Source organism: Gilliamella sp. M0364, assembly GCF_016100565.1.
GTDB lineage: Bacteria > Pseudomonadota > Gammaproteobacteria > Enterobacterales > Orbaceae > Gilliamella > Gilliamella apis.
In genome coordinates, this window is record NZ_JACFSF010000004.1 from 115873 (window position 1) to 139742 (window position 23870).

19 protein-coding genes are annotated in these 23870 nt (G+C 37.4%); 11 read left to right on the top strand and 8 right to left on the bottom strand.

All coding sequences use genetic code 11. The features are described from left to right. The first annotated feature begins 2 nt into the window (after positions 1–2). The 7 genes from H3U96_RS07190 (at position 3) to H3U96_RS07220 (ending at position 4416) form a co-directional block, all read left to right on the top strand. The gene (locus tag H3U96_RS07190; RefSeq protein WP_065651528.1) at positions 3–914 is read left to right on the top strand and encodes a PTS system mannose/fructose/sorbose family transporter subunit IID; all 912 of its coding nucleotides are present in this window, start codon (positions 3–5) and stop codon (positions 912–914) included. A 149-nt stretch (positions 915–1063) separates the two neighbouring features. Continuing rightward, a complete protein-coding gene (locus H3U96_RS07195) occupies positions 1064–1432 on the top strand; it encodes a DUF956 family protein (RefSeq protein ID WP_198196129.1) in 369 nt (122 codons plus the stop codon). 274 nt (positions 1433–1706) lie between these two features. Further along, positions 1707–1955 carry a 30S ribosomal protein S16 gene (gene rpsP / locus H3U96_RS07200; RefSeq protein WP_034900786.1) on the top strand — a complete coding sequence of 83 codons (249 nt, stop codon included), beginning with the start codon at positions 1707–1709 and terminating at the stop codon, positions 1953–1955. Positions 1956–1974: 19 nt separating this feature from the next. Continuing rightward, a complete protein-coding gene (rimM, locus tag H3U96_RS07205; RefSeq protein ID WP_034883158.1) occupies positions 1975–2505 on the top strand; it encodes a ribosome maturation factor RimM in 531 nt (176 codons plus the stop codon). A 16-nt stretch (positions 2506–2521) separates the two neighbouring features. Then, positions 2522–3274 carry a tRNA (guanosine(37)-N1)-methyltransferase TrmD gene (gene trmD, locus H3U96_RS07210; RefSeq protein ID WP_065577644.1) on the top strand — a complete coding sequence of 251 codons (753 nt, stop codon included), beginning with the start codon at positions 2522–2524 and terminating at the stop codon, positions 3272–3274. A gap of 31 nt (positions 3275–3305) precedes the next feature. After that, positions 3306–3656 carry a 50S ribosomal protein L19 gene (rplS, locus tag H3U96_RS07215; protein ID WP_034900792.1) on the top strand — a complete coding sequence of 117 codons (351 nt, stop codon included), beginning with the start codon at positions 3306–3308 and terminating at the stop codon, positions 3654–3656. A gap of 154 nt (positions 3657–3810) precedes the next feature. Continuing rightward, positions 3811–4416: a MarC family protein gene (locus H3U96_RS07220; protein ID WP_086320475.1), complete on the top strand. Its 606-nt coding sequence runs from the start codon at positions 3811–3813 to the stop codon at positions 4414–4416. 116 nt (positions 4417–4532) lie between these two features. Here the strand turns inward: H3U96_RS07220 and H3U96_RS07225 are convergent, their stop codons facing one another. Genes H3U96_RS07225 through lysA form a run of 4 tightly spaced genes read right to left on the bottom strand, consistent with a single transcriptional unit; the run spans position 4533 to position 9981 of the window. Beyond that, complete coding sequence (locus H3U96_RS07225) at positions 4533–5936, bottom strand: amino acid permease (RefSeq protein ID WP_198196131.1); 1404 nt, start codon at positions 5934–5936, stop codon at positions 4533–4535. 54 nt (positions 5937–5990) lie between these two features. Beyond that, complete coding sequence (locus H3U96_RS07230) at positions 5991–7097, bottom strand: alanine/ornithine racemase family PLP-dependent enzyme (RefSeq protein ID WP_034900798.1); 1107 nt, start codon at positions 7095–7097, stop codon at positions 5991–5993. Positions 7098–7115: 18 nt separating this feature from the next. Continuing rightward, complete coding sequence (locus tag H3U96_RS07235) at positions 7116–8528, bottom strand: APC family permease (RefSeq protein ID WP_034900800.1); 1413 nt, start codon at positions 8526–8528, stop codon at positions 7116–7118. Between the two features lie 55 nt (positions 8529–8583). After that, positions 8584–9981 (bottom strand): diaminopimelate decarboxylase, encoded by a 1398-nt coding sequence (gene lysA, locus H3U96_RS07240; protein WP_034900801.1) that lies wholly within the window; start codon positions 9979–9981, stop codon positions 8584–8586. Between the two features lie 257 nt (positions 9982–10238). Between lysA and H3U96_RS07245 the strand changes: the two genes are divergently transcribed. Further along, positions 10239–11672: a sigma-54-dependent Fis family transcriptional regulator gene (locus H3U96_RS07245; protein WP_198196138.1), complete on the top strand. Its 1434-nt coding sequence runs from the start codon at positions 10239–10241 to the stop codon at positions 11670–11672. Here H3U96_RS07245 and H3U96_RS07250 read toward each other — a convergent pair. Further along, positions 11669–12853, bottom strand: coding sequence for an NAD(P)/FAD-dependent oxidoreductase (locus H3U96_RS07250; RefSeq protein WP_198196139.1), 1185 nt, complete (start codon positions 12851–12853; stop codon positions 11669–11671). The genes H3U96_RS07245 and H3U96_RS07250 overlap by 4 nt on opposite strands. Positions 12854–13248: 395 nt before the next feature. Between H3U96_RS07250 and gltB the strand changes: the two genes are divergently transcribed. Next, entirely contained in the window at positions 13249–17706 is a 4458-nt protein-coding gene (gene gltB, locus H3U96_RS07255; RefSeq protein WP_198196141.1) for a glutamate synthase large subunit, read from the top strand. Between the two features lie 14 nt (positions 17707–17720). Further along, positions 17721–19133 (top strand): FAD-dependent oxidoreductase, encoded by a 1413-nt coding sequence (locus tag H3U96_RS07260; RefSeq protein WP_198196143.1) that lies wholly within the window; start codon positions 17721–17723, stop codon positions 19131–19133. Positions 19134–19211: 78 nt separating this feature from the next. Here H3U96_RS07260 and H3U96_RS07265 read toward each other — a convergent pair whose 3' ends face one another. Together H3U96_RS07265 and mazG are read right to left on the bottom strand one after the other, a co-directional pair. Further along, positions 19212–19652 carry a hypothetical protein gene (locus H3U96_RS07265; protein ID WP_034900816.1) on the bottom strand — a complete coding sequence of 147 codons (441 nt, stop codon included), beginning with the start codon at positions 19650–19652 and terminating at the stop codon, positions 19212–19214. After that, positions 19645–20442 carry a nucleoside triphosphate pyrophosphohydrolase gene (gene mazG / locus H3U96_RS07270; RefSeq protein WP_198196145.1) on the bottom strand — a complete coding sequence of 266 codons (798 nt, stop codon included), beginning with the start codon at positions 20440–20442 and terminating at the stop codon, positions 19645–19647. Before mazG ends, H3U96_RS07265 begins: the two co-directional genes overlap by 8 nt. A gap of 225 nt (positions 20443–20667) precedes the next feature. On the opposite strand from mazG, the gene H3U96_RS07275 reads away from it, so the two are divergent. Next, positions 20668–22671 carry an OPT family oligopeptide transporter gene (locus H3U96_RS07275; protein WP_065577654.1) on the top strand — a complete coding sequence of 668 codons (2004 nt, stop codon included), beginning with the start codon at positions 20668–20670 and terminating at the stop codon, positions 22669–22671. Between the two features lie 48 nt (positions 22672–22719). On the opposite strand, the gene H3U96_RS07280 is transcribed toward H3U96_RS07275, so the two are convergent. Beyond that, positions 22720–23868 carry a glycerate kinase gene (locus tag H3U96_RS07280; protein WP_086357482.1) on the bottom strand — a complete coding sequence of 383 codons (1149 nt, stop codon included), beginning with the start codon at positions 23866–23868 and terminating at the stop codon, positions 22720–22722. Positions 23869–23870: the final 2 nt, after the last annotated feature.

Sequence of the window (23870 nt, forward strand, 5' to 3'; positions counted from 1 at the left end):
ACATGACAGATCGAATTCAATTAAGCAAAAAAGACCGTTTAGCGGTAGCTTGGCGTTCAACTTTCCTCCAAGGTTCTTGGAATTATGAACGTATGCAAAATGGTGGTTGGGCCTATTCAATGATTCCCGCTATCAAAAAATTATATACCACAAAAGAAGATCGTTCAGCAGCTTTGAAACGCCATTTAGAATTTTTTAATACTCACCCTTATTTAGCATCACCAGTACTAGGTGTAACTCTAGCCTTAGAAGAAGAACGAGCTAATGGTGCACCAGTTGATGATGTTGCAATTCAAGGGGTAAAAGTGGGAATGATGGGACCTTTAGCCGGTGTAGGTGATCCTGTGTTCTGGTTTACTGTTCGTCCAATGCTAGGCGCACTTGGTGCATCACTCGCCCTAAGCGGTAACATTTTAGGACCAATTTTATTCTTCTTATTTTGGAATATTATTCGTTGGAGCTTTATGTGGTTTACCCAAGAATTCGGGTACCGTACTGGTTCAAAAATTACCGATAATTTAGGTGGTGGTTTGCTACAAAAAATCACCAAAGGTGCATCTATCTTGGGGATGTTTGTACTAGCAGCATTAGTGCAAAGATGGGTTTCAATAAAATTCCAACCAATTGTATCAACGGTTAAATTAGATAATGGTGCATTTATCGATTGGAATTCTCTTCCAGCTGGTGCCGAAGGTATTCACCAAGCATTGATTCAAATGCAAAGTGGATTAGCGCTTAACCAAGAAAAAGTCACCACCTTACAAAATAACTTAGATCAGTTAATACCTGGACTGGTGCCATTATTATTAACTTTCTTATGTATGTGGTTACTTCGTAAAAAAGTATCGCCAATTTTAATTATTCTTGGACTATTTTTAGTCGGTATTATTGGTCACGTTGTTGGTCTTTTATAGAAATAATAGTTTTGACTAAAAAAATTGAGGAGAGCACTTTTTAAAGCAAAAATTGTCGCTTTCCTCAAACATTAATCACCCTTTTTCAAAATAATCGAAAAAGGGTGTAATGAGTAAATCAAATTTGCATCAGGGATACAAACAACTAAATGGTTCAGTCATTAAATAGCAAAATAGATTTAACCGTAAAAGCGACGGCTTTTTCAGGACTTTCAGAATACGGTCATATTATGATTGGCGATAAAGCGTTCGAATTTTATCATCAGCGAGATCCCCGCAAATATATTCAAATACCTTGGGAAGAAGTCGATTATGTCATCGCATCGGTATTTTTTAAAGGAAGATGGATATCACGTTACTCTATACAAACCAAAAAAGATGGTACATTTGCCTTTGCATCTAAAGATCCCAAACAAGTATTAGGAGCTATCCGAGTATATGTTGATGGTCAGAGAATGGTTAAATCATTAGGTTTTTTTGATATTTTAATTCGCGCATTTAAGCGTAAAAAGTCTTAATTATTGGGCAAACAGCTATTTAAAAGGCTAACTATCGCAATATTATAATTCAGCTAATTAACCAACATAGCTTAAGCTTATTATCTATAATATAAATTGGTTAAAAGATTAATTTATATTCATTCATAACAAAACTTGCCAATAACCAAATCCACCACGCTTTTTCACTCTCAATCAATCATTGCACTTTTTGCTAGAAAGAGTATAATTCTGGGGCTTTGATTTTGTCCATGTTGGGCAAAAGAAAGATTATTTTTTAATTTAAGAGGATGTTATGGTAACTATTCGTTTAGCTCGTGGTGGCTCTAAAAAGCGCCCTTTTTATCAAGTAGTTGTCACTGATAGCCGTAACCCACGTGATGGTCGTTTTATTGAGCGCGTTGGCTTTTTTAATCCAATTGCACAAGGTAAAGCAGAAGAATTACGTTTAGATCTTGATCGCGTAAATCATTGGGTTGGTTTAGGTGCAACTGTTTCTGATCGTGTTAATGCATTGATCAAACAAGCACAAAAAGCTGCTTAATTAAGTAATAGTAACTGTGATGATGAATACTGAGAATCTAATTGTTGTTGGTAAACTTGGTTCAAGCTACGGCATTCGTGGATGGCTCAGAATTTTTTCGTTTACAGAATTTCCAGATAGTATTTTTGATTACAAACCTTGGTATATCCAGCGTGCTGGAAAATGGCAAGAAGTAATCGTTGAGAGCTTTAAACCGCATAATCAGGACATGATTGTCAAACTCAAAGGCGTTGATGATCGCGACCAAGCTAATGCGTTAACCAATGCTGAAGTATTTGTTGATGCAGAAGAATTGCCTGAATTAAATCAAGGTGATTTTTATTGGAAAGATCTCATTGGCTGTCGAGTAAAAACAGTTAATGGTTATGACTTAGGTCAGGTAACTGATTTAATGGAAACCGGTTCTAATGATGTATTGGTTGTTAAAGCAAATCTAAAAGATGCATTTGGAGCAACAGAACGTTTAATCCCTTTTGTTGAAGAACAATTTATTAAACAAGTTGATTTAACAACAAAAATGATTGTGGTCGATTGGGATCCTGCATTTTAATTGGTAAGGTAAGAATATGTGGATTGGCGTAATTAGCCTTTTTCCCGAAATGTTCCAAGCTATTACCTGTTATGGCGTAACTGGTCGAGCCGTTAAAAATGGGCTGTTAACAGTAGATTATTGGAACCCGCGCGATTTTGCGCATGATAAGCATAAGACTGTCGACGATAGACCTTATGGTGGTGGTCCCGGCATGTTAATGATGGTACAACCACTTAGAGATGCGATTCATGCAGCCAAAGCTGTAGCAGGTGAAGATACTAAAGTAATCTATCTTTCCCCACAAGGGCGCAAATTAAACCAACAGGGAGTTTGCGAGTTGTCACAATATCAAAAATTGATTTTGATTTGTGGACGATACGAAGGTATAGATGAACGCGTTATCCAAACCGAAATTGATGAAGAATGGTCAATTGGGGATTACGTGTTAAGTGGCGGTGAATTACCGGCGATGACAATGATTGATGCATTAGCAAGGTTTATCCCTGGCGTGTTAAATCATGAATCATCAGCAGAAGAAGACTCTTTTGCTAACGGTTTACTTGATTGCCCTCACTATACTCGTCCAGAGGTGTTAGATGGAATGGCGGTGCCCGATGTATTAATGTCTGGTCACCATGAAGCGATTCGTCGTTGGCGATTAAAACAATCACTAGGACGAACTTGGTTGAGAAGAGAAGATCTTCTTGAAAATCTAGCTCTGACTGATGAAGAGCAACGTTTACTTGCTGAATTCCAACAGGAATATCGTGATAAACCGAGCCAATAATATTTCAGTATAACTAGTAAGAGACAAAATTATGAAAAATGCAATTATTCAGCAATTAGAACAAGAACAAATGAAAAAAGACATCCCGTCTTTTCGCCCGGGTGATACGGTAGAAGTTAAAGTATGGGTTGTTGAAGGTAACAAAAAACGTCTTCAAGCATATGAAGGTGTAGTTATAGCTATTCGTAATCGTGGTTTACATTCTGCATTTACAGTACGTAAAATTTCGAATGGCGAAGGTGTTGAACGAGTATTCCAAACTCACTCACCAATTGTTGATTCAATTACTGTGAAACGTCGTGGTCAAGTACGTCAAGCTAAACTTTACTACTTACGCGAACTTCGTGGTAAAGCTGCTCGTATCAAAGAGCGCCTTAACTAATTCCAATTGGTTCATATTTAATAAACTAATTAAAATATATCCAATTAAAAAGGTCACCTTTATGGTGACCGTTTTTATGGGTATTATAGTTCATTCCCGCCAACAATCGTTGACACATTTCAAGCAACATCTAGTGATAAAAAAAGGTAACACTATGGACAACTATCTTGTTGAGATTCTTGCCACCACAACCAAGTTATTTGCATTGATGACGCCACCAGCTGTGCTAAGTGCATTTTTAAGTGGCACTAAGCAGTATGATGAAGCACAACGCCGTAAAACGGCACTTAAAACATCGTGTGCGGTGTTCATTATTGGTATTGTGCTATTCTTTTTTGGTAATGCCATGTTTAGTGTATTCGGTTTTACACTCGATGCGTTTAGAATTGGCTCGGGAGCATTACTGTTTATTACCGCTGTTGCTTTAATGAATGATTCACCAGAAAAAAATAAAATTCATAGTGACGATGATGATATTAGTGTCGTGCCATTAGCAATACCGCTATGTATGGGGCCGGCATCCATCGGTACTATCATTGTTATGGGAACGAGTTCAGTTGGTATTATGCAAAATCTGATTGGCGCGCTTTCGTTATTGATTGCCTCAAGTGGTATTTACGCCATGCTATTATGCGCTAAAAGCATTGCTAAAGTATTAAAAAATACCGGTATTGCTATTCTATCAAAACTAACCGGATTATTAATATCGGCTATTGCAGCGCAAGTGGTATTTACAGGTGTCTGTGCATTCTTAAAATAATTTGGCTAACAATAGGTTAGAAATAGAATTTGCGTATTGTCAGCAAATATTAATATTTGATTGTATGTAATCACCGATAATTAATCATTAGGTGATTACATATATAATGAATATGATTAATCTATTTGGTTATCCAACTTAACTTTTCGTTTTTTGAAAAAGTAGTATGAACTCAAGATAACAAAAATTAAGATTACCTCAGATAATAAAATAAAATGTCCTGATTCACCAAACCATACGCCAACAATAATAATAATGTTAACGGTAATGGAGATCATCGCTAACCAAGGAAATAGCGGTGATTTAAATTTAATCATATCTTTACTGTATTTACCTTGATTCACACCTTTACGAAATTGGTACTGACACCAAGCAATAATTATCCACGCAAAACAACCAACTTGTCCGGTACTTGCTACTAAATAGAGGTATAATTTTTCAGCTGCGATATACTTGGAAAATAACGAAACTAAAGCAATAATGGCAATAAACAATATTCCTTTGGTTGGCACGCCACGTTTATTCACTTCTGAAAAATATTTTGGTGCTAAATTATCCTGAGCCATCGACCATAACATTCTAGAACTAGCATAAATCGCCGAATTAGCAGCCGAAATCGCGGCACAAAATATAACAAACAGCATTGCATACGATGCAAAGGTAATCCCCGCTTTATTGAATACCCAAACAAATGGGCTAATCTCATCATGTGTTGTGCCATAAGGATAAACCAGTGCTAATACGGCTATCGCTAACACATAAAACAAGATGATACGAAACGCCACACCAGTAATAATTTTCGGTAATACCGTTTGAGGTGATTGCGCTTCACCGGCGGCACTACCAATTAATTCCACCCCCTGAAATGAATAAGTCACAATAGTCATACAAACAAAGATGGATAAAAAGCCATTAGGGAACCAACCTTGATCGGTTTTAAAGGTAGGTAACTCATGCGTTTGATTATATTGTTGATAAAGTAGATATATACCAACTGCAATAAACGCAATAATAGCTAATACTTTAATCGTTGAAAACCAGTATTCACTTTCACCAAAAGCACGAACAGAGGTTAAATGAACACAAGTGATAACAGTTAGAATAATTAGACTAAGAATGTAGATAGGAATAGAGGAAAAAACTTGATGAGCAATCATAGACGCCGCTGTTAAGTCAGCAGCCATAGATAGTACCCAGCTTAACCAATATAACCAGCCAATAGTATAACTCCAGATAGGATGTGGAATAAACATTAATGCATAATGCTGGAAAGACCCTGCATGAGGGAATGCACAAGAAAGTTCACCTAAGCAAAGCATGGTTGACAGCATAATACTGCCGGCAAGTAGATACGCGATAATGGTCCCTAAAGGCCCAACCGTGCTAAGTGGCGCTGCAATACCAATAAATAATCCGGTACCAATTGAACCACCTAATGAAATCATCAATAAATGACGATTCTTTAAGTTTTTCTTTAAAGTACTGGGATAAGGACTTTCTTGAGGTTCTGATGTTGCCATGTAAACCGCCTAGTAATCAATAATAGCTGCTGGTTGCCCAGCAGCAGTTATATATTAATAAACAAATCGTTTTTCTACGCCGTTGGTTTGGCAAGCCATAAGCAGAGCTGTGTAATCAAGCTCAAAAACGATCATATCGCCAACTCGCAATGTTTCAGAAACATCTTCAATATCAACGATAGTATGATCACTCGTTTGACCTAATACCGTAATGTTATCATTAACCGGTACACAGCTTTCCGCCGGCACATCTTGACGACCAAAAGCAAGTAAAGCTCGTTTACGAGTACCGTGATCAACAAAGGTTTTGCTGTTCAAAAAGGCATCAACACCTAATTCACCAACAGGCACGGTAGGTTTACTATTAAGCTCGATAACTTGTGCATATAATTTATACATGTCACTACAAGCTTTCTCGACAGGTTTGTTTGAGTGATGAAACTCATCAAGATATTTCATATCGACATACTCAATACCAAACTCATGTAAACCACCAATACGAATGTGATTAAGCCCTTCTGGCCAGATCCCTTTATCAAGTAGATGGTAACTTGTACAGTTACCAGCAGATAGATATTTGATCTTGATATTACAAGCTTCTTCTACTTTGCGTGCTATGTGTAAAAAATCTACGCCATTTTTCACTGTCGGTAGCACCGTACCATAGCAGTTAAAGTTAGTACCAAGCCCATAAAGTTCAACACCGGGTAAAGAAAGGATCAGTTTGACCGTTTCGATAATATCGTCTACATGTTCAAACCAAATACCTTCACGCAAATCCCCCATATCAACCATTAATAAAACTTGATGGACTTTTTGCTGTTTTACCGCTTCATCAGAAAGTGCTTGGATAACTTGTTTTTCACTGTTCAAGCTAATATCAGCATATTTAACTACTTCGCTGATCTCGCTTAAACAAGGACTACGTAGTAAACAAGTTTTACAATTTAAAGCATCTTTAAGTTTCTTCAAATTGTAGGTTCTTGATTCGGCGATAACATCAATACCGCCATCAAGTACCGCTTTGGCGGTCTCCACACAACCGTCAAAGACTTTATTTACTGCCATTACTTCAATGCCGTGTTTAGCTAATAGCTCTTTTTCAACACGAGCATTGTCTTTTAATTTACCTAAATCAATTTCTAATATAGGTTTGTACATAAATTACTCCTCTATATCTTATTGTTGTTGCAAGCGATTACGTTTTTGTGCGCGATGGTATATCCATTCAGCTAACACAATTGCAAGCACTGCACCACCAACAATTTTCGCGATATACTCAACATATCCACCCATATCAATTTGTGCTGGTGGAATAAAGACTAAGATCACCGCAAATAATGTAGATAAGAATCCTAAACCTGGTAAAACAATTGGTAATACTTTACCTGGGATCTTAAAGCTACGTGGTACATCTGGTTGAGTAATACGTAAGCGATAGTAAGCAATAAACATCACTAAATAAGGGATAAAGTAACAAATGGTTGTTAATGCAGTTAACATCCAATATGCAGCAGCAATACTTGGTGATACGAATGTTGAGAAACAAAGTACCGTTACAATGATTGCTTGGATAACTAAAGCAAATGCTGGTGTTTGATATACAGGATGTAAACGACCAATACGTTCGCCAAGTAAATTATCTTCTTTTGATGCTTCTTGTAACATATAGATAGGACCAACTAACCATGAGTTAATTTGACCTAATGCACCAAAGAATAAACAGATTGCCATTACAGGTAATAACCAAGGCATATGTAACTCTTGAGCGGCAGCTTCCATCGCTTGCATTACACCGGCAACAATATCGGTATCAGCAGCAGGTAATAAAGTATTAATTGCCCAAGTACCAATCATATAGATACCGACAATAACAATTGCAGATACTGCCATTGCTTTAGGGAAGTCACGTTGTGGATCACGAGTACGACCAGCAATCATTGGTGCAACTTCAAGTCCAGCAAAAGCGAACATCATGCTTGATAAAAATACAATAGTATCCCAGCTACTTAAATCTGGAATCCAATCACTAACATGACTATAATCAGTTGCCATTGGGTGACCTGTCATTAACCAGACAATAGCTAATAACACGATAATAGCAGCAGGAATAAATACCCCTAACCAAGCACTAACACTGTTAATGATTTTAGTCCATTTCATCCCTTTGATATTCATTAATGTTAAGACCCAGAATACCACCATGGAGCCAACACCAATAAACACCTGATTTTGCGCTAATTCAGGACTAAACATGTAACCAATTGCCGTAAAACCAAATTGCAACATAAGTGGGAAGAAAAGCACGCATGAAAATAGGAAACAAACGACTACTATCCAGCCAATTCGTTTACCAAACGCTTCTTTTACCCAGACAAATATCCCACCATCTTTTGGCCAACCAGTAGAAAGCTCACCACAAACCATAGCTAATGGGAAAAACAGACAAAATGCAGCAAGTAGCCAAAGGACCATTGCTGACGCTCCATAAGGAGCCACATTAGGAATTTGACGTAAACTTAGAATCGCAATGACATTCATAAACACAATGTCTTTAATACCAAGTAAACTTGAATCTTTAGAATCACTCATAAAATAACCTCACATTATAATATCTGGAGCACTAAGTGCCCCAGATAGCTCATGATTAATACACGTCGTATCCAACCATATCCTCGTAAGTGTCTTCACGGCGAATCAATCGGTCTTTGCCTTCTTTATCGATCATAACAACAGCTGTACGTGGACGATTGTTATAAACCGTTTGGCTTTCAATGGTATAAGCACCAGCATCAAGGAAAGCAATGATATCGCCAATTTGTGTATCTTTAGGTAATAAGAATTCTTCACCTTTAACACCAACATGGAAATAGTCACCACCATCACATAATGGACCAGCTAATTTAATGTACTCATCATGTTGTTCAGTAATTTTTGACGCATCATAAACATAGAAGAACCAATCAAAGTGTTGACTGTCAGATAATACGCTATAACCCGCATCAACAAATTTCCATTCAACATGTTCTTCAATGTTACCGTCTAAATCGTAGTTAGTTTTACGTTTTTCACAAGCAACTTCAGTTAAAAGCACACCTGCTGAACCGGTAACTTTACGACCTGGTTCGATACAGATTTCAACGTCTGTACGCCATTTGTGAACTTCACTAATTACCGCATCAGCGAAATCTTGTGCTGTAATACCTGCATACATGTTGTCTTGTAATGGGTTACCATTTTCATCATCATATTTATAAGGAACAGGAATACCACCACCAACGTTGATTAAATCAAATTTAATGCCTAAAACTTCTTCTAAACGGCGTGATTCATCAACTAATACTTTTGTTGCTTTAGCAAATGGTTCTGCTTCTGGCACTTGGTCACCCACGTGCATATGTAAACCACGTAAATGTACATAAGGCATTTCAAGAATACGACGACAAGTTTCTTCAGCTTGTTCTAAATCGATACCTGATTTAGCGTGATAAGCAGTAACTAATTCTGCGTGAGTTGCTGATGGAACATTTGGTTCAACACGCACACAAACATTGGCTACTTTCTTTAAGCGACGTGAAATTTCATCGATGATATCTAATTCATATAAGCTATCAACGTTGATGATGTAAAGATCGTTTTGGATGGCAAATTCTAAATCAACCGGTTTTTTAACCACACCGTTGAAAACAATTTGACTACCTGGAAAACCAATTTCTAAACATTTACGCACTTCAAACATTGAGTTTGCTTCAGCATAGATACCAGCATCTTTAATCGCTTTAAGTACACCCATTACTGAACAAGTTTTTGATGCATAGAAAATCTTAGTGTTTGGATGAGCTTTAAACGAATCTTTGATTTCCTGAATATTACGGTCAATTTCTTTTTCAGAAAATACATAAAAAGGTGTTGGATATTTCTTGGCTAATTCTTCCAAATTCACACCATCAAAACAAAGTTTGCCGTTTTGAGCACTAAAACGACGATCTTTTGTTATTAGATCGGTACGTAATTTGTTATAATTTGACATAATTGTGTCGGACATATGACCTCCAGTTAATTAGTACATAAAAAAGGTAAGTAAAAAAGATTACTCACTTACAATGCAATCAACGTGCCAACTTATAAAAACAAAAATAATCAATATCTTAACGAAATAATTACAAATAAAATACTAGTCATTTAGTAAGAAATACGTTTTTATGACGAAAATTTGTCACTATTTTTAGTAATACTTGAAAGATATTTAAATCAACGCTAGCTATACTTAACAATAATCCATTTTTAAAAGGCTTTAGAATCATGATAATTGATCCTGAATTATTACAAGCATTGGAAATATTTAAACATTTTTTTGATCTAATACATCAGCCAATGGCCATTATTGATAAAGAAGGTAAATATATTTATTACAATCAGGAAAGCGCAGAACTTGATGGTTATTCAATGGAGCAAGCCATCGGTAAACCAATGCTTAAAGTTTACCCTAATTTGAAAAAAGAAGATAGTACTATGCTACAAGCTTTACATGGTAAGGAGTATCAAGATACTTATCAAACTTACTATAATCATGTAGGTAAATTAGTTGATTATCAACACACAACAGTACCGCTTTATAATCATAATAAAGAGATTATCGGTGCGGTTGAAATAGGACGAAATATATCCAATGTTAGGCAGTTACAAGATCAGGTTTTTCGCCTTAATAGAAAGTTATATCACAATAAAGAACAACCGCTACCGGAAATTGTTTTTGCGTCGAAAAAAATGCAAGAGGTTATCGATCAAACCAATATTTTAGGCAGTAATGATGTTCCGGTATTAATTGTTGGTGAAACTGGTACAGGGAAAGAGCTATTTGCTCGCTTAATTCATCAAACCAGTCAACGCCGCGATAAAGCATTCATTTCACTAAATTGTAGCGCTTTACCAACCACATTGATTGAAAGTACTTTATTTGGGACAGTTAAAGGAGCCTTTACCGGTGCTGAAAATCGCCAAGGTTATCTTGAACTGGCTAATGGTGGAACTTTATTTCTTGATGAACTTAATGCAATGCCACTTGAAATGCAAAGTAAACTATTGCGCTTCTTGCAAGAAAAAACTTATTGGCCTTTAGGCGGTAATAAAGAGCAACATGCCGATGTACGAATTGTAGCAGCGATGAATGAGTCTCCAGCGGAATTGTTAAAAAGCGGTAAAATGCGCAGTGACTTATTTTATCGATTAAATGTTGGTTTAATTAAACTTCCAGCCTTACGGGAAAGACAAGAAGATATCCCTGTATTGGCACGATATTTTATCGATAAACATAAAACTGATGTCAATATGGTGATCAGCGGCATCAGTGAACATGCATTGCAGCAATTAATGTCAGCTCCATGGCCAGGTAATGTACGAATGCTAGAGAATGCTATCGTCCGTAGTATGGTTTTACAAAACGAACCGGGTGAATTACAAAAAATTATTCTCGATGAAGAACTATTTGATATTCATAGTCCTTATCCACAAGATCAACTTGAAAATAAGATAGAAAAAACAAGTATTAACGAGTTAACAGGTAATCATAATCTAATCGAACAAGTTGAACATTATGAAAAGCAACTTATCATTGATGCATTAAATCAAGCCAATGGTAAAATTATTACTGCGGCGAAACTGCTCAATGTCTCACGAACAACGTTACAATATAAGGTGAAGAAATATAATATACAAATGGGAGTAATTGATAGTTAATCACCAAAAGCTTGGGCGCAGGCAAATGCACTGCTCCAAGCCCATTGGAAATTATAACCACCAAGCCAACCGGCTACATCTACAACTTCACCAATAAAGTAGAGATTAGGCTGATTTTTTACCGCCATCGTCTTTGAGGATAACGCATCGCAACTCACTCCGCCTAAAGTTACTTCTGCGGTGCGATAACCTTCCGTTCCATTTGGTATTACATTCCATGTTGTTAATGTTTGATACAGCGCTTGTTGCGCAGTAGGCGTTAACTGTTTAACCGTTGTATCAACGATCAAATTTAGTTGCATTAACGCTTCAATTAACCGCTTAGGTAATATTTGGGCTAAACAATTTTTAAGACTTTGATTGCGATTATTATCTAACAAAGGCTTAAAATCTTCCTCAAAAGCAACGTCAGGCAATAAATTGATCGTTATTGCTTCACCTGCTTGCCAATAACTGGAGATTTGTAAAATGGCTGGCCCAGATAATCCTCGATGAGTAAATAGTAGGTTTTCTTTAAAACTGATACGTTTATTAGATACTTCAACTGGTAGCGCAATTCCTGATAACGTCGATAATACAGCTAACAAAGGTTTATGTAAGGTAAACGGCACTAGCCCTGCTTTTACAGGCACAACTGGGATAGAAAATTTTTCAGCAATTTTATAACCAATAGCAGTCATACCGAGTGCAGGCATAGATTGTCCACCCGTTGCCACAATTAATTTATCAGTATAAACACAACCCTGTGAAGTAGATAACTTAAATCCTTGTTGTTCTTCAACAACATCTTCAAGTTGTGTTTTTAACATAAATTTAACTTGTCCTTTTTGGCATTCTTTGACCAACATATCGACAATATCTTGCGCTGAATTATCACAAAATAGCTGACCATGATCTTTTTCATGATAGGCAATAGCATATTGATTAACCAGTTGGATAAAATCCCATTGAGTATAGCGCTTTAACGCTGACTTGCAAAAATGACGATTTTGAGAAATATAATGATTTGCTTCGACATTAAGATTGGTAAAATTACATTTACCACCACCAGACATTAAGATTTTACGACCTAATTTTTTACCGTTATCAATGACAGTAACATCATGACCTTGTTGTCCCAACAGACCAGCACAAAAAAGCCCTGCAGCTCCAGCACCTATAATTGTAATTTTAGTTTGCATATTTCATCTATAACCAATAATCGATAATCTATTATAACAGCATAAATCTGGTGATTATAACTCCCTGATTTTGGAAAAAATCAGCAAATATAGTCAATTTTTATGGCTAAAAAACCCCTTTCCTCAAACTTTTTTTAATCAGATATTAATTCTTATTATGAAAAAATTTTTAAATTAAATAGCCTTAATCTTAAAAAAAATTTAAAACCAATAAAAACAATCATTTAACACAAGATATAAGCTTCATTAATATATATGGGTTAAGTGATTAAAATATTGACTTATAAATAATATTTATTTGACCTAAAACCTATTTTTAATTACCTTCACACCTAATATGGGATTAATGCCTATACCTTCACAAAAAATAATAACGATGAATTTGAGGCAATGATATGTTATATAACCAGCATCATGAAAAAGATAACTGCGGATTTGGTTTAATTGCTCACATTGAAGGGCAACCAAGTCATAAAGTGGTGCGTACCGCAATTCACGGGCTTGCTCGCATGCAACACCGTGGCGCCATATTATCGGATGGTAAAACCGGTGATGGCTGTGGTCTTTTATTACAAAAACCAGACCGATTTTTCCGATTAGTCGCCGAAGACGCCGGTTGGCGTTTAGCCGCTAATTATGCCGTTGGCATGCTATTTTTAAGTCAAGATGAGGCCGAAGCGCAAGCTAGTCGTGAAATTGTTGAAGAAGAGCTAGCGGAAGAAACCTTATATGTATTAGGTTGGCGTGAAGTGCCAATCGATAAAAGTGTTCTGGGTGAAATCGCCCTCTCATCACTACCAAGAATTGAACAAGTATTTGTCAATGCCCCGGCGGGTTGGACCAAAATCGATTTAGAACGCCGTCTATATATGGTGCGCCGACGTATAGAAAAACGTGTGCAAGATGATACGTTTTATGTCTGTAGTTTTTCAAATCAGGTTAATATCTATAAAGGCTTATGTATGCCGAAGGATTTACCTCGATTCTATTTAGATTTGGCTGACATTCGTATGGAAACCGCAATCTGTTTATTCCATCAACGTTTCTCAACCAATACTGTACCGCGTTGGCCACTAGCGCAACCATTTAGACATTTAGCCCATAATGGTGAAATTAATACCATTGAGGGGAACCGCCAATGGGCTAAAGCCCGATCTTACAAATTTAAAACACCATTGATTCCAGATCTGCAAGATGCCGCGCCGTTTGTCAATGTTACTGGCTCGGATTCAAGCTCGTTAGATAATATGTTGGAACTATTTTTAGTCGGCGGTATGGATATTGTTCGTGCGATGCGTTTATTAGTACCACCTGCATGGCAAAACAATCCAGATATGAATGAGGATTTACGAGCTTTCTTTGATTTTAACTCTATGCATATGGAACCGTGGGACGGACCGGCCGGTATCGTTATGTCTGATGGTCGTTATGCTGCGTGTAACTTAGACCGTAATGGTTTACGTCCTGCTCGTTATGTTATTACTACAGATAAACTCATCACTTGTGCTTCAGAAATCGGTATTTGGGACTATCAACCAGATGAAGTCGTCAGCAAAGGGCGAGTTGGTCCGGGCGAATTACTGGTAATTGATACTGAAGAAGGTCGCATTTTACAATCTTCAGAAACCGATAATGATCTCCAAAAACGTCATCCATATAAAGAGTGGATGGCTAAAAATGTAAAACGTCTGATCCCATTTGAAGATCTTCCTGATGATGATATCGGTTCTCGTGATTATGATGATACATTACTAGCAACTTACCAAAAACAATTTGGTTATAGTGCCGAAGAGCTCGACCAATGTATTCGAGTTTTAGGTGAAAACGGTCAAGAAGCAACTGGCTCAATGGGTGATGATACACCATTTGCCGTGCTATCAAGCCGTCCGCGCTTAATTTATGATTACTTCCGACAAAAATTTGCTCAGGTAACCAATCCACCGATAGATCCATTACGCGAAGCACATGTCATGTCACTGTCGACTAGTATCGGTCGTGAGATGAATGTATTTGCCGAAGCAGAAGGTCAGGCACATCGGGTTGCATTTAAATATCCAGTATTGGTTCATTCTGATTTCAAACAATTAACTACTTTAGAATCACGTTATTACAAATCAGAAACGCTTGATATCACATATGAAATTGACGGCAGTTTACGTGACGCAATTGAACAATTATGTGGTGATGCCGAAGCAAAAGTACGTGCAGGAACAGTATTACTGATTTTATCAGATAGAAATATTGCCCCTGACCGTTTACCGATCCCTGCGCCAATGGCGGTCGGTGCCGTACAACAACGTTTAGTTGAAAAGAACTTGCGCTGTGATGCCAATATCATTGTTGAAACAGCAAGTTGTCGAGATCCGCATCAATTCGCCGTGTTACTTGGCTTTGGTGCAACAGCAATCTATCCATATTTAGCCTATGAAACCCTAGCTCAAATGGTAGATAATGGCACTGTGAATAAGTCTTATCGAGAAGCAATTCTTAATTATCGCAATGGTATTAATAAAGGCTTATACAAAATCATGTCCAAAATGGGCATTTCAACTGTTGCTTCTTACCGCTGTTCTAAACTATTTGAGGCAGTAGGTCTAAATGAAGAAGTGGTTGAACTCTGCTTCCAAGGGGTAACTAGCCGTATTAGTGGTGCCAATTTTGATGATTTTGCTCAAGATCAGTTCAATCTTTCTAAGAAAGCATGGCTACGGCGTAAACCATTAGAACAAGGTGGCTTGTTGAAATTTGTGCATGGTGGTGAATACCATGCTTACAATCCTGATGTAGTACAATCACTACAAAAAGCGGTAAATAATGGTAATTATGAAGATTATAAACGCTATGTAGATATCGTAAATAATCGACCAGCTGCAACCTTGCGAGATCTATTAAAACTTAATCCACCTGAAAACGCAGCTATCGCACTTGATCAGGTGGAACCAGAAGAGTCATTATTTAAACGATTTGACTCGGCAGCTATGTCAATTGGTGCATTAAGTCCAGAAGCGCATGAATCTTTAGCCGAAGCCATGAACACCTTAGGTGGCTTTTCTAACTCAGGTGAAGGCGGAGAAGATCCAGCTCGTTATAACACAATCAAAGTATCACGTATTAAACAAGTTGCCTCTGGCCGATTTGGTGTAACACCAGGTTATTTAATGAGTGCTGATGTTATTCAAATTAAAGTCGCTCAAGGTGCAAAACCGGGCGAAGGTGGTCAATTACCTGGCGATAAAGTCACCCCTTATATTGCAAAATTACGTTTTTCTGTACCGGGTGTAACATTAATTTCACCGCCACCACATCATGATATCTATTCAATTGAAGACTTGGCGCAATTGATTTTTGACTTAAAACAGATTAATCCAACCGCAATGATTTCGGTTAAGTTGGTTTCTGAACCAGGAGTAGGTACTATCGCAACCGGTGTTGCCAAAGCCTATGCTGATTTAATCACTATTTCAGGTTACGACGGTGGTACTGGGGCCAGTCCATTAACTTCGGTTAAATATGCCGGCTCTCCTTGGGAACTTGGTCTAGTTGAGACCCAACAATCATTAGTTGCTAATGGTTTACGTCACAAAATACGCTTACAAGTTGACGGTGGCCTAAAAACTGGTGCCGATATTGTTAAAGCAGCAATTTTAGGTGCTGAAAGCTTTGGTTTTGGTACTGGGCCAATGGTTGCCCTAGGTTGTAAATACTTACGTATTTGTCACCTGAATAACTGTGCGACCGGTGTTGCCACTCAAGATGAAAAACTGCGTAGTGAGCATTATCATGGTCTACCAGAAAAAGCCATGAACTACTTCCGTTTTCTTGCTCGTAATACGCGAGAAGTCATGGCTGAACTTGGCGTTTGCCGAATTGTTGATTTAATCGGTCGTACCGATCTGCTTATTGAGCTTGATGGAATTACCGCAAAACAGCAAAAATTGGATTTATCAGGCTTGCTTGAAACGGCAACCCCAATAGAAGGTAAACCGGTTCACTGTATTGAAGACAATAAACCATTTGATAAAGGTGTGCTGAATAAAGAGATTATAACCCAAGCACAACAAGCAGTGGATAATCGTCAAAGTAAAAGCTTCTACTTTGATATTCAAAATACTGATCGTTCTGTTGGTACAACTTTATCTGGTTATATTGCTAAAAAATATGGCGATCAAGGCTTAGTCACGTCCCCTATTTCCTTGAATTTCAACGGTACTGCTGGACAAAGCTTTGGTGTATGGAATGCAGGCGGTGTTGATTTAACGCTTACTGGCGATGCCAACGACTATGTTGGTAAAGGCATGGCTGGCGGTCGTATTGTCATCCGGCCACCACAAGGTTCGGCATTTTTAAGCCATGAAGCGACCATTGCTGGTAATACCTGTTTATATGGTGCCACTGGTGGTAAATTATTTGCTGCTGGCCGAGCAGGTGAACGTTTTGCAGTGCGTAACTCAGGCGCTATAAGTGTGGTTGAAGGCATTGGTGATAATGGCTGTGAATATATGACTGGCGGTATTGTCTGTGTTTTAGGTAAAACAGGTGTTAACTTTGGGGCTGGTATGACCGGTGGTTTTGCTTATATTTTAGATACTGATGGCGATTTACATAAGCGAATCAATAAAGAGTTGGTCGAAATGTTAGATGTTGCTGACTATTCAATTCATGAAGAGCATCTACGTGGTTTAATTATGGAGCACGCACAACTAACCCACTCAACTTGGGCCGAAGAAATATTAGCTAATTGGGAAGATTTTGCTAAACAATTTGTATTAGTTAAACCAAAATCTAGCGATGTTAAAGCATTATTAGGTCACCGTAGTCGGTCAGCAGCTGAACTACGTGTTCAGGCACAGTAGGGAGAAAACACGATATGAGTCAAAATGTTTATCAGTTTATCGATTTACAACGTGTCGATCCGCCTAAAAAATCGCTAAACATTCGTAAAATTGAATTTGTAGAAATTTATGAAGGCTTTTCAGCTTCGCAATCTCAAGCACAGGCAGATCGTTGCCTTGCTTGTGGTAACCCTTATTGTGAATGGCGTTGTCCAGTCCACAATTACATTCCAAATTGGTTAAAATTAGTTACTGAAGGTAAAATTTTAGAAGCGGTTGAGTTATCTCATCAAACTAATAGTTTACCTGAGGTATGTGGTCGAGTTTGTCCACAAGATCGTCTGTGTGAAGGATCTTGTACCTTAAATACTGAATTTGGTGCGGTAACCATTGGTAATATTGAACGTTATATTACTGATGAAGCGTTCAAAATGGGCTGGAAACCAAATTTATCTAATGTTGAAAAAACAGGCTTAAGAGTCGCAATAATCGGCGCTGGTCCGGCTGGTCTTGCTTGTGCTGATGTATTAGTTCGTAATGGTATTACACCAGTCGTTTTCGATCGCCATCCAGAAATTGGCGGTTTATTAACTTTCGGTATCCCTGCCTTCAAATTAGATAAAGAGGTCTTAATTCATCGTAGACGCATCTTTACCGAAATGGGGATTGAATTCCGTCTAAATACTGAAGTCGGCAAAACCGTACAATTAGCTGATCTTATCAGTGAATTTGATGCTATTTTTGTCGGTGCTGGTACTTATCAATCAATGCGTGCCGGGCTTGAAAATGAAGATGCTGATGGTGTCTATGATGCATTACCATTTTTAATTGCTAATACTAAACATATTATGCAGCACCAACAAACTGACGATGCGCCTTATGTAGATATGAAAAATAAACGTGTCGTGGTATTAGGCGGTGGTGATACAGCCATGGACTGCGTAAGAACGTCTATCCGTCAAGGTGCTACTGAGGTGACGTGTGCCTATCGCCGTGATGAAGCCAATATGCCTGGTTCTAAACGTGAAGTAAAAAATGCTAAAGAAGAAGGCGCGCAGTTCCAATTCAATGTGCAACCGCTGAGTATTGAAATTAACAATGTAGGACATGTTACTGGCGTAAAAATGGTAAGAACCGAGCTTGGCGAACCCGATGCGAAAGGTCGTCGCTCACCAGTGATTATTGAAGGCTCAGAATTTGTGTTACCGGCGGATGCGGTGGTAATGGCATTTGGCTTTAAACCGCATGCGATGCCGTGGTTAGCTGAACATGGAGTTGATTTTGACGATAGAGGACGGATAATTGCCCCAGAAAGCAAAGGTTATCAAACCTCGAATACCAAAATCTTTGCTGGCGGAGATGCTGTGCGTGGTTCTGATTTAGTCGTTACGGCAATAAGTGAAGGGCGTAAAGCTGCTGAAGGAATCTTGGATTACTTAGAAGTTTAAAAACGACGCTTGAATTCCAATTCAACATTTGAACCCGCTAATTTATGGCGGGTTTATTTATGAAATATAAGTCATTTTTTATAAATAGACACGTTGAGTGCCTTTTTCTGGTTGAAAAGTAGCTTTACCAAATTCATCCAAAAAATAAGCAATATGATCGGTTTTATCACCCAATAAACGTCCTTTTACTTTATTCCATGTTAATAACGCAATAGTGGCATCGGGCTCACAACAAATTAACATCGGTTGTTCAAATTCCTGATTCCAATAGAACTGACCACCATATAATTTATGTGCAGTTAGTAACAGATAACAGCCATATTCTTGTGATATCATATTGAGTTGTTCTTCAGGAAGACCAAAGCTTTTATCTGCCATTTCACCAATAATCATTTCAACAACAGTAATACTCTTTTCAGAGTAATCCAATTGATTAATACTCCAAGTTGGGCTATGTAAAATAGCATTTTGAGACCAAGCCTCTATTTCTTGATATAATTCATTTTTTTGTTCAGTCATTTTTATTTACTTCGCTAGATGATTTTTCTGTTTGCTTGACAATTTGCCATGCATCTTCCATTTCTTCAAGTGTTGCATCAACTAAATTGCGATTTTTTTGCTTTAGTAGCAATTCAACTTGTTTAAATCGCCTAATAAACTTGTTATTAGCATTTTGTAAGCATAACTCCGATTTAACTTTTAGATGTCTTGCCAAATTGACGGTAGCAAACAACAGATCGCCCATTTCTTCTGCAACTTTTGATTGCTCAATAGTTGATTGTGCTAATTCTTGTTCAACTTCATTAAGTTCTTCTTTAACTTTAGCTATGACTGGTTGTAGTTCAGTCCAATCAAATCCAACTGACGCACAACGTTTTTGGATTTTTTCAGCCTTCATTAATGCCGGAATAGCATTGGGAATATCATCTAATAGCGAATATTGCTCCCGCTTATCACGTTCTTGTTGTTTAAGCTGTTCCCAATTTGGTTTACTCGTATTATTTGAAAAAATATGCGGATGACGACTTATCAATTTATCAGCCACTGATTGACAAATATCATCAAAATTAAACAAACCTTGTTGGTTGGCTAAATCCGCATAAAACACAATCTGAAACAGTAGGTCACCCAGTTCACTTTTAAGTTCAGCCATATCTTGTCTATCAATTGCATCTAAGACTTCATAGGTCTCTTCCAAAGTATAGGATTTTAACGAGTCAAAAGTTTGTTTGCTGTCCCATTCACAGCCATCAATAGGGTTACGTAACTTTTTAGTAATATCCTGCAATCGTTTTAATTCGCTTAACATTTTTCTCACAATTGGTTAATGATTAAGAATATAACCAGCATAGCATAATTACGCTGTGACTAATCTTTAATATACAAATTTTATTGTTTAAGAATAAAAATAACTTACAGCAAATAAACCAAGAAAATGGGCAAAATATGAACTTAATTGTAGAATTAATGGCAGATAAAACATAATTAAGTATATAATAACAGGCTATCAATTTAACTTTAGTATATAGGTAGTATGAATAATTTACGAGAACTTACACTACGCGGTACCATTCTTGGTGCTTTAATTACTATCGTCTTTACAGCCTCCAATGTCTATTTAGGCTTGAAAGTCGGATTAACTTTTTCATCAGCCATTCCTGCCGCAGTCATTTCCATGGCTATTTTACGATTATTTTCAGGATCGACAATTTTAGAAAATAATATGGTGCAAACTCAAGCCTCCGCAGCTGGAACTTTATCATCTGTTATTTTCGTTATGCCTGGTTTATTAATGATGGGATATTGGAGTAATTTTCCTTTCTGGCTAACCTTTTCAGTTTGCGCTGCTGGCGGCATGTTAGGGGTATTATTTTCTATTCCATTACGTCATGTTATGGTAGTGAAAAGTGATTTACCTTATCCAGAAGGTGTCGCTGCTGCTGAAATATTAAAAGCTGGTTCGAAAACTAACGATAAAGAAGCAAATGATGGATTAAAGGATATCGTATTTGGCGGTATTATCGCCTCTACAGTGAGCTTATTTACTAATGGATTTCGTTTATTATCTGATAGCACTGCTTATTGGTTTACTGGTGGTAAATCAATATTTCAGATCCCAATGGGATTTTCATTAGCATTACTTAGTGCTGGCTATCTAATTGGTATTATTTCAGGAATTGCGGTATTAATCGGAACCATTATAGCTTGGGGATTTGGTATTCCAATCCTAAGTGCCCTTACTGATTATGATACTTCCCAACCTCTATCTAAAATTGCAATGGGATTGTGGGCCACAGATATTCGTTTTATCGGTGCAGGTACCATAGCGATTGCCGCAGTCTGGACATTACTGACTTTAATCAAACCAGTTATTGAAGGTTTAAAAACATCGTTAAAAACACTTCGCTCAGATATTTCGGTAAACGATATTGATCGAACAGATAGAGACTTGTCACCAAAAACTATTTTTATGATTATGGCTGGCATGTTAATTATCTTAGTTGCAACATTTTACTCTTTTATTTCTGATAGTGGTTTATCAACTGGTATTGCTTGGTTGCTAGTCATTTGTGCAGTTTTATTTGCGTTTGTTATGGGATTTTTAGTTGCCGCTGCCTGTGGTTATATGGCTGGTTTAGTTGGTTCTTCAGCCAGTCCTATATCAGGTATTGCCATTGTTGCTGCTATAGCTATTTCACTAATATTGCTTGGCTTAAGTGAAACACATGGTATGCTATCCTCAGTTGAAGGAACTGACTTTATCACTGCATTAGCCCTATTCACAACTAGTGTTGTGTTATCAATTGCATGTATTTCAAATGATAATTTACAAGATTTGAAAACAGGTTATTTAGTTCATGCCACACCATGGCGACAACAAGTAGCCCTTTTAATTGGTTGTGTTGTCGGTGCAATTGTGATTGCCCCTATTCTTGAAATACTCTATAACGCTTATGGTTTTACTGGTGCGGTTCCTCGTCCAAATATGGATCCTACCCAAGTATTAGCCGCGCCTCAAGCAACTTTGATGACGACCATAGCTAAAGGAATTTTTTCTCATAATCTAGATTGGACAATGATTTTGATAGGTTTAGCGGTAGGCGCAACAGTTATCATCATTGACCTAATTTTAGCCAAAAAGAAAACTAAATTCCGTCTACCTGCTTTAGCTGTCGGACTAGGTATTTACTTACCACCAAGTATTACAATGGCTATATTTATCGGTTCATTATTATCATGGATAGTAAAACGTCAGGCATATGTGAAAGCAGAAAAACTAAATTTAGATCCAGAAACTGAGTTCAAAAAAGTAGATCGTAAAGCATCCTTAATTGCATCAGGTTTAATCGTCGGTGAAAGTTTAGTTGGTGTTATACTTGCCATTGTGATTGTCATTAGTGTCACTAATGGTGGTGGAGATGCACCTCTGGCAATATTCCCTGACTTAGGCAATATGTCTCAATATTTAGGATTATTTGTTTTCATTACGATCTGTTGTCTTATTATTCGCAGATCTTTGTCAGCACTTAAACGATAATATGATTATGATGCCCTTTATCAGGATACTGATAAAGGGTATTTATGACTATTTAAGGTTACGGCCTAAATTAAGTGTTAAGGCAATATTCATTGAGGTTTGATAAAGATTTGCTTTTGCCGTTGCTGATTCTAGTACTTCAGACAAAGTCGCAACTTTACTTAAAATACTAAACATGGCATTAATACCATAAGGATAAATGGTTTCAGCCTTGTCACCCAAACTACCAACAATAGCAATTACTGGTTTTTGGTATTTTTTGGCAATACTAGCAACCCCTACAGGTACTTTACCATTGATACTTTGGTAATCTAATCGCCCTTCACCGGTAATAACTAAATCTGCATTAGAAATAAGCTTATCTAGATTTAGTGCTTCAGTAATAATTTCAATTCCAGGCCTTAATTTAGCATTCATAAACGCTAATAAAGCAGCCCCCATTCCACCAGCAGCTCCCGTCCCTGGGGTAAATTCAATATCCATATTAAAGCTACGTTTTATTACTTGAGCAAAATGTTTCAGATTTTCATCAAGTAAACGAACATCATCTTGTGTCGCGCCTTTTTGCGGACCAAATATAAATGAAGCACCATTCGCACCAGTCAAAGGATTAGTAACATCACAAGCAACTTCGAAATCACAGAATTTAATTCTGTGGTCAATTTCACTAATATCAATTTTATCAAGCTCGCTTAATGAAGCTCCACCATAACCAATTTGGTTACCGGCTTTATCAAGAAGCTTGACACCTAGAGCCTGTAACATGCCAGCACCACCGTCATTGGTAGCACTCCCGCCAATACCAATAATAAATTTTTTACAACCTTTATCTAGTGCATCTTTGATTAATTCTCCAGTACCATATGAAGTCGTAATTTTCGCATCTCGCTTAGTAACAGGAACTCTTTCAAGACCGCTTGCTGCGGCCATTTCAATTACCGCTGTTTGTCCATCTCCTGAAATACCATAAAAAGCCAAACCTTTTTCACCTAATGGGTCAGTAATCGATACTGTGATTTTATTTCCATTTAATGCATCAACCATTGCATCAACAGTACCTTCACCACCATCAGCAACTGGAATCAAAAAGTATTCAGCCTTTGGGTATACGTTTAAAAATCCCTTTTTAATTATATTAGCAACCTCAATAGCACTTAGGCTTTCTTTAAAAGAATCAGGAGCAATGACAATTTTCATAT

Bases quoted from the DNA above. Each gene is read 5' to 3' on its own strand.
- H3U96_RS07190 (WP_065651528.1), top strand. From the start codon at position 3: ATGACAGATCGAATTCAATTAAGCAAAAAAGACCGTTTAGCGGTAGCT.
- H3U96_RS07195 (WP_198196129.1), top strand. From the start codon at position 1,064: ATGGTTCAGTCATTAAATAGCAAAATAGATTTAACCGTAAAAGCGACG.
- rpsP (WP_034900786.1), top strand. From the start codon at position 1,707: ATGGTAACTATTCGTTTAGCTCGTGGTGGCTCTAAAAAGCGCCCTTTT.
- rimM (WP_034883158.1), top strand. From the start codon at position 1,975: ATGATGAATACTGAGAATCTAATTGTTGTTGGTAAACTTGGTTCAAGC.
- trmD (WP_065577644.1), top strand. From the start codon at position 2,522: ATGTGGATTGGCGTAATTAGCCTTTTTCCCGAAATGTTCCAAGCTATT.
- rplS (WP_034900792.1), top strand. From the start codon at position 3,306: ATGAAAAATGCAATTATTCAGCAATTAGAACAAGAACAAATGAAAAAA.
- H3U96_RS07220 (WP_086320475.1), top strand. From the start codon at position 3,811: ATGGACAACTATCTTGTTGAGATTCTTGCCACCACAACCAAGTTATTT.
- H3U96_RS07225 (WP_198196131.1), bottom strand. From the start codon at position 5,936: ATGGCAACATCAGAACCTCAAGAAAGTCCTTATCCCAGTACTTTAAAG.
- H3U96_RS07230 (WP_034900798.1), bottom strand. From the start codon at position 7,097: ATGTACAAACCTATATTAGAAATTGATTTAGGTAAATTAAAAGACAAT.
- H3U96_RS07235 (WP_034900800.1), bottom strand. From the start codon at position 8,528: ATGAGTGATTCTAAAGATTCAAGTTTACTTGGTATTAAAGACATTGTG.
- lysA (WP_034900801.1), bottom strand. From the start codon at position 9,981: ATGTCCGACACAATTATGTCAAATTATAACAAATTACGTACCGATCTA.
- H3U96_RS07245 (WP_198196138.1), top strand. From the start codon at position 10,239: ATGATAATTGATCCTGAATTATTACAAGCATTGGAAATATTTAAACAT.
- H3U96_RS07250 (WP_198196139.1), bottom strand. From the start codon at position 12,853: ATGCAAACTAAAATTACAATTATAGGTGCTGGAGCTGCAGGGCTTTTT.
- gltB (WP_198196141.1), top strand. From the start codon at position 13,249: ATGTTATATAACCAGCATCATGAAAAAGATAACTGCGGATTTGGTTTA.
- H3U96_RS07260 (WP_198196143.1), top strand. From the start codon at position 17,721: ATGAGTCAAAATGTTTATCAGTTTATCGATTTACAACGTGTCGATCCG.
- H3U96_RS07265 (WP_034900816.1), bottom strand. From the start codon at position 19,652: ATGACTGAACAAAAAAATGAATTATATCAAGAAATAGAGGCTTGGTCT.
- mazG (WP_198196145.1), bottom strand. From the start codon at position 20,442: ATGTTAAGCGAATTAAAACGATTGCAGGATATTACTAAAAAGTTACGT.
- H3U96_RS07275 (WP_065577654.1), top strand. From the start codon at position 20,668: ATGAATAATTTACGAGAACTTACACTACGCGGTACCATTCTTGGTGCT.
- H3U96_RS07280 (WP_086357482.1), bottom strand. From the start codon at position 23,868: ATGAAAATTGTCATTGCTCCTGATTCTTTTAAAGAAAGCCTAAGTGCT.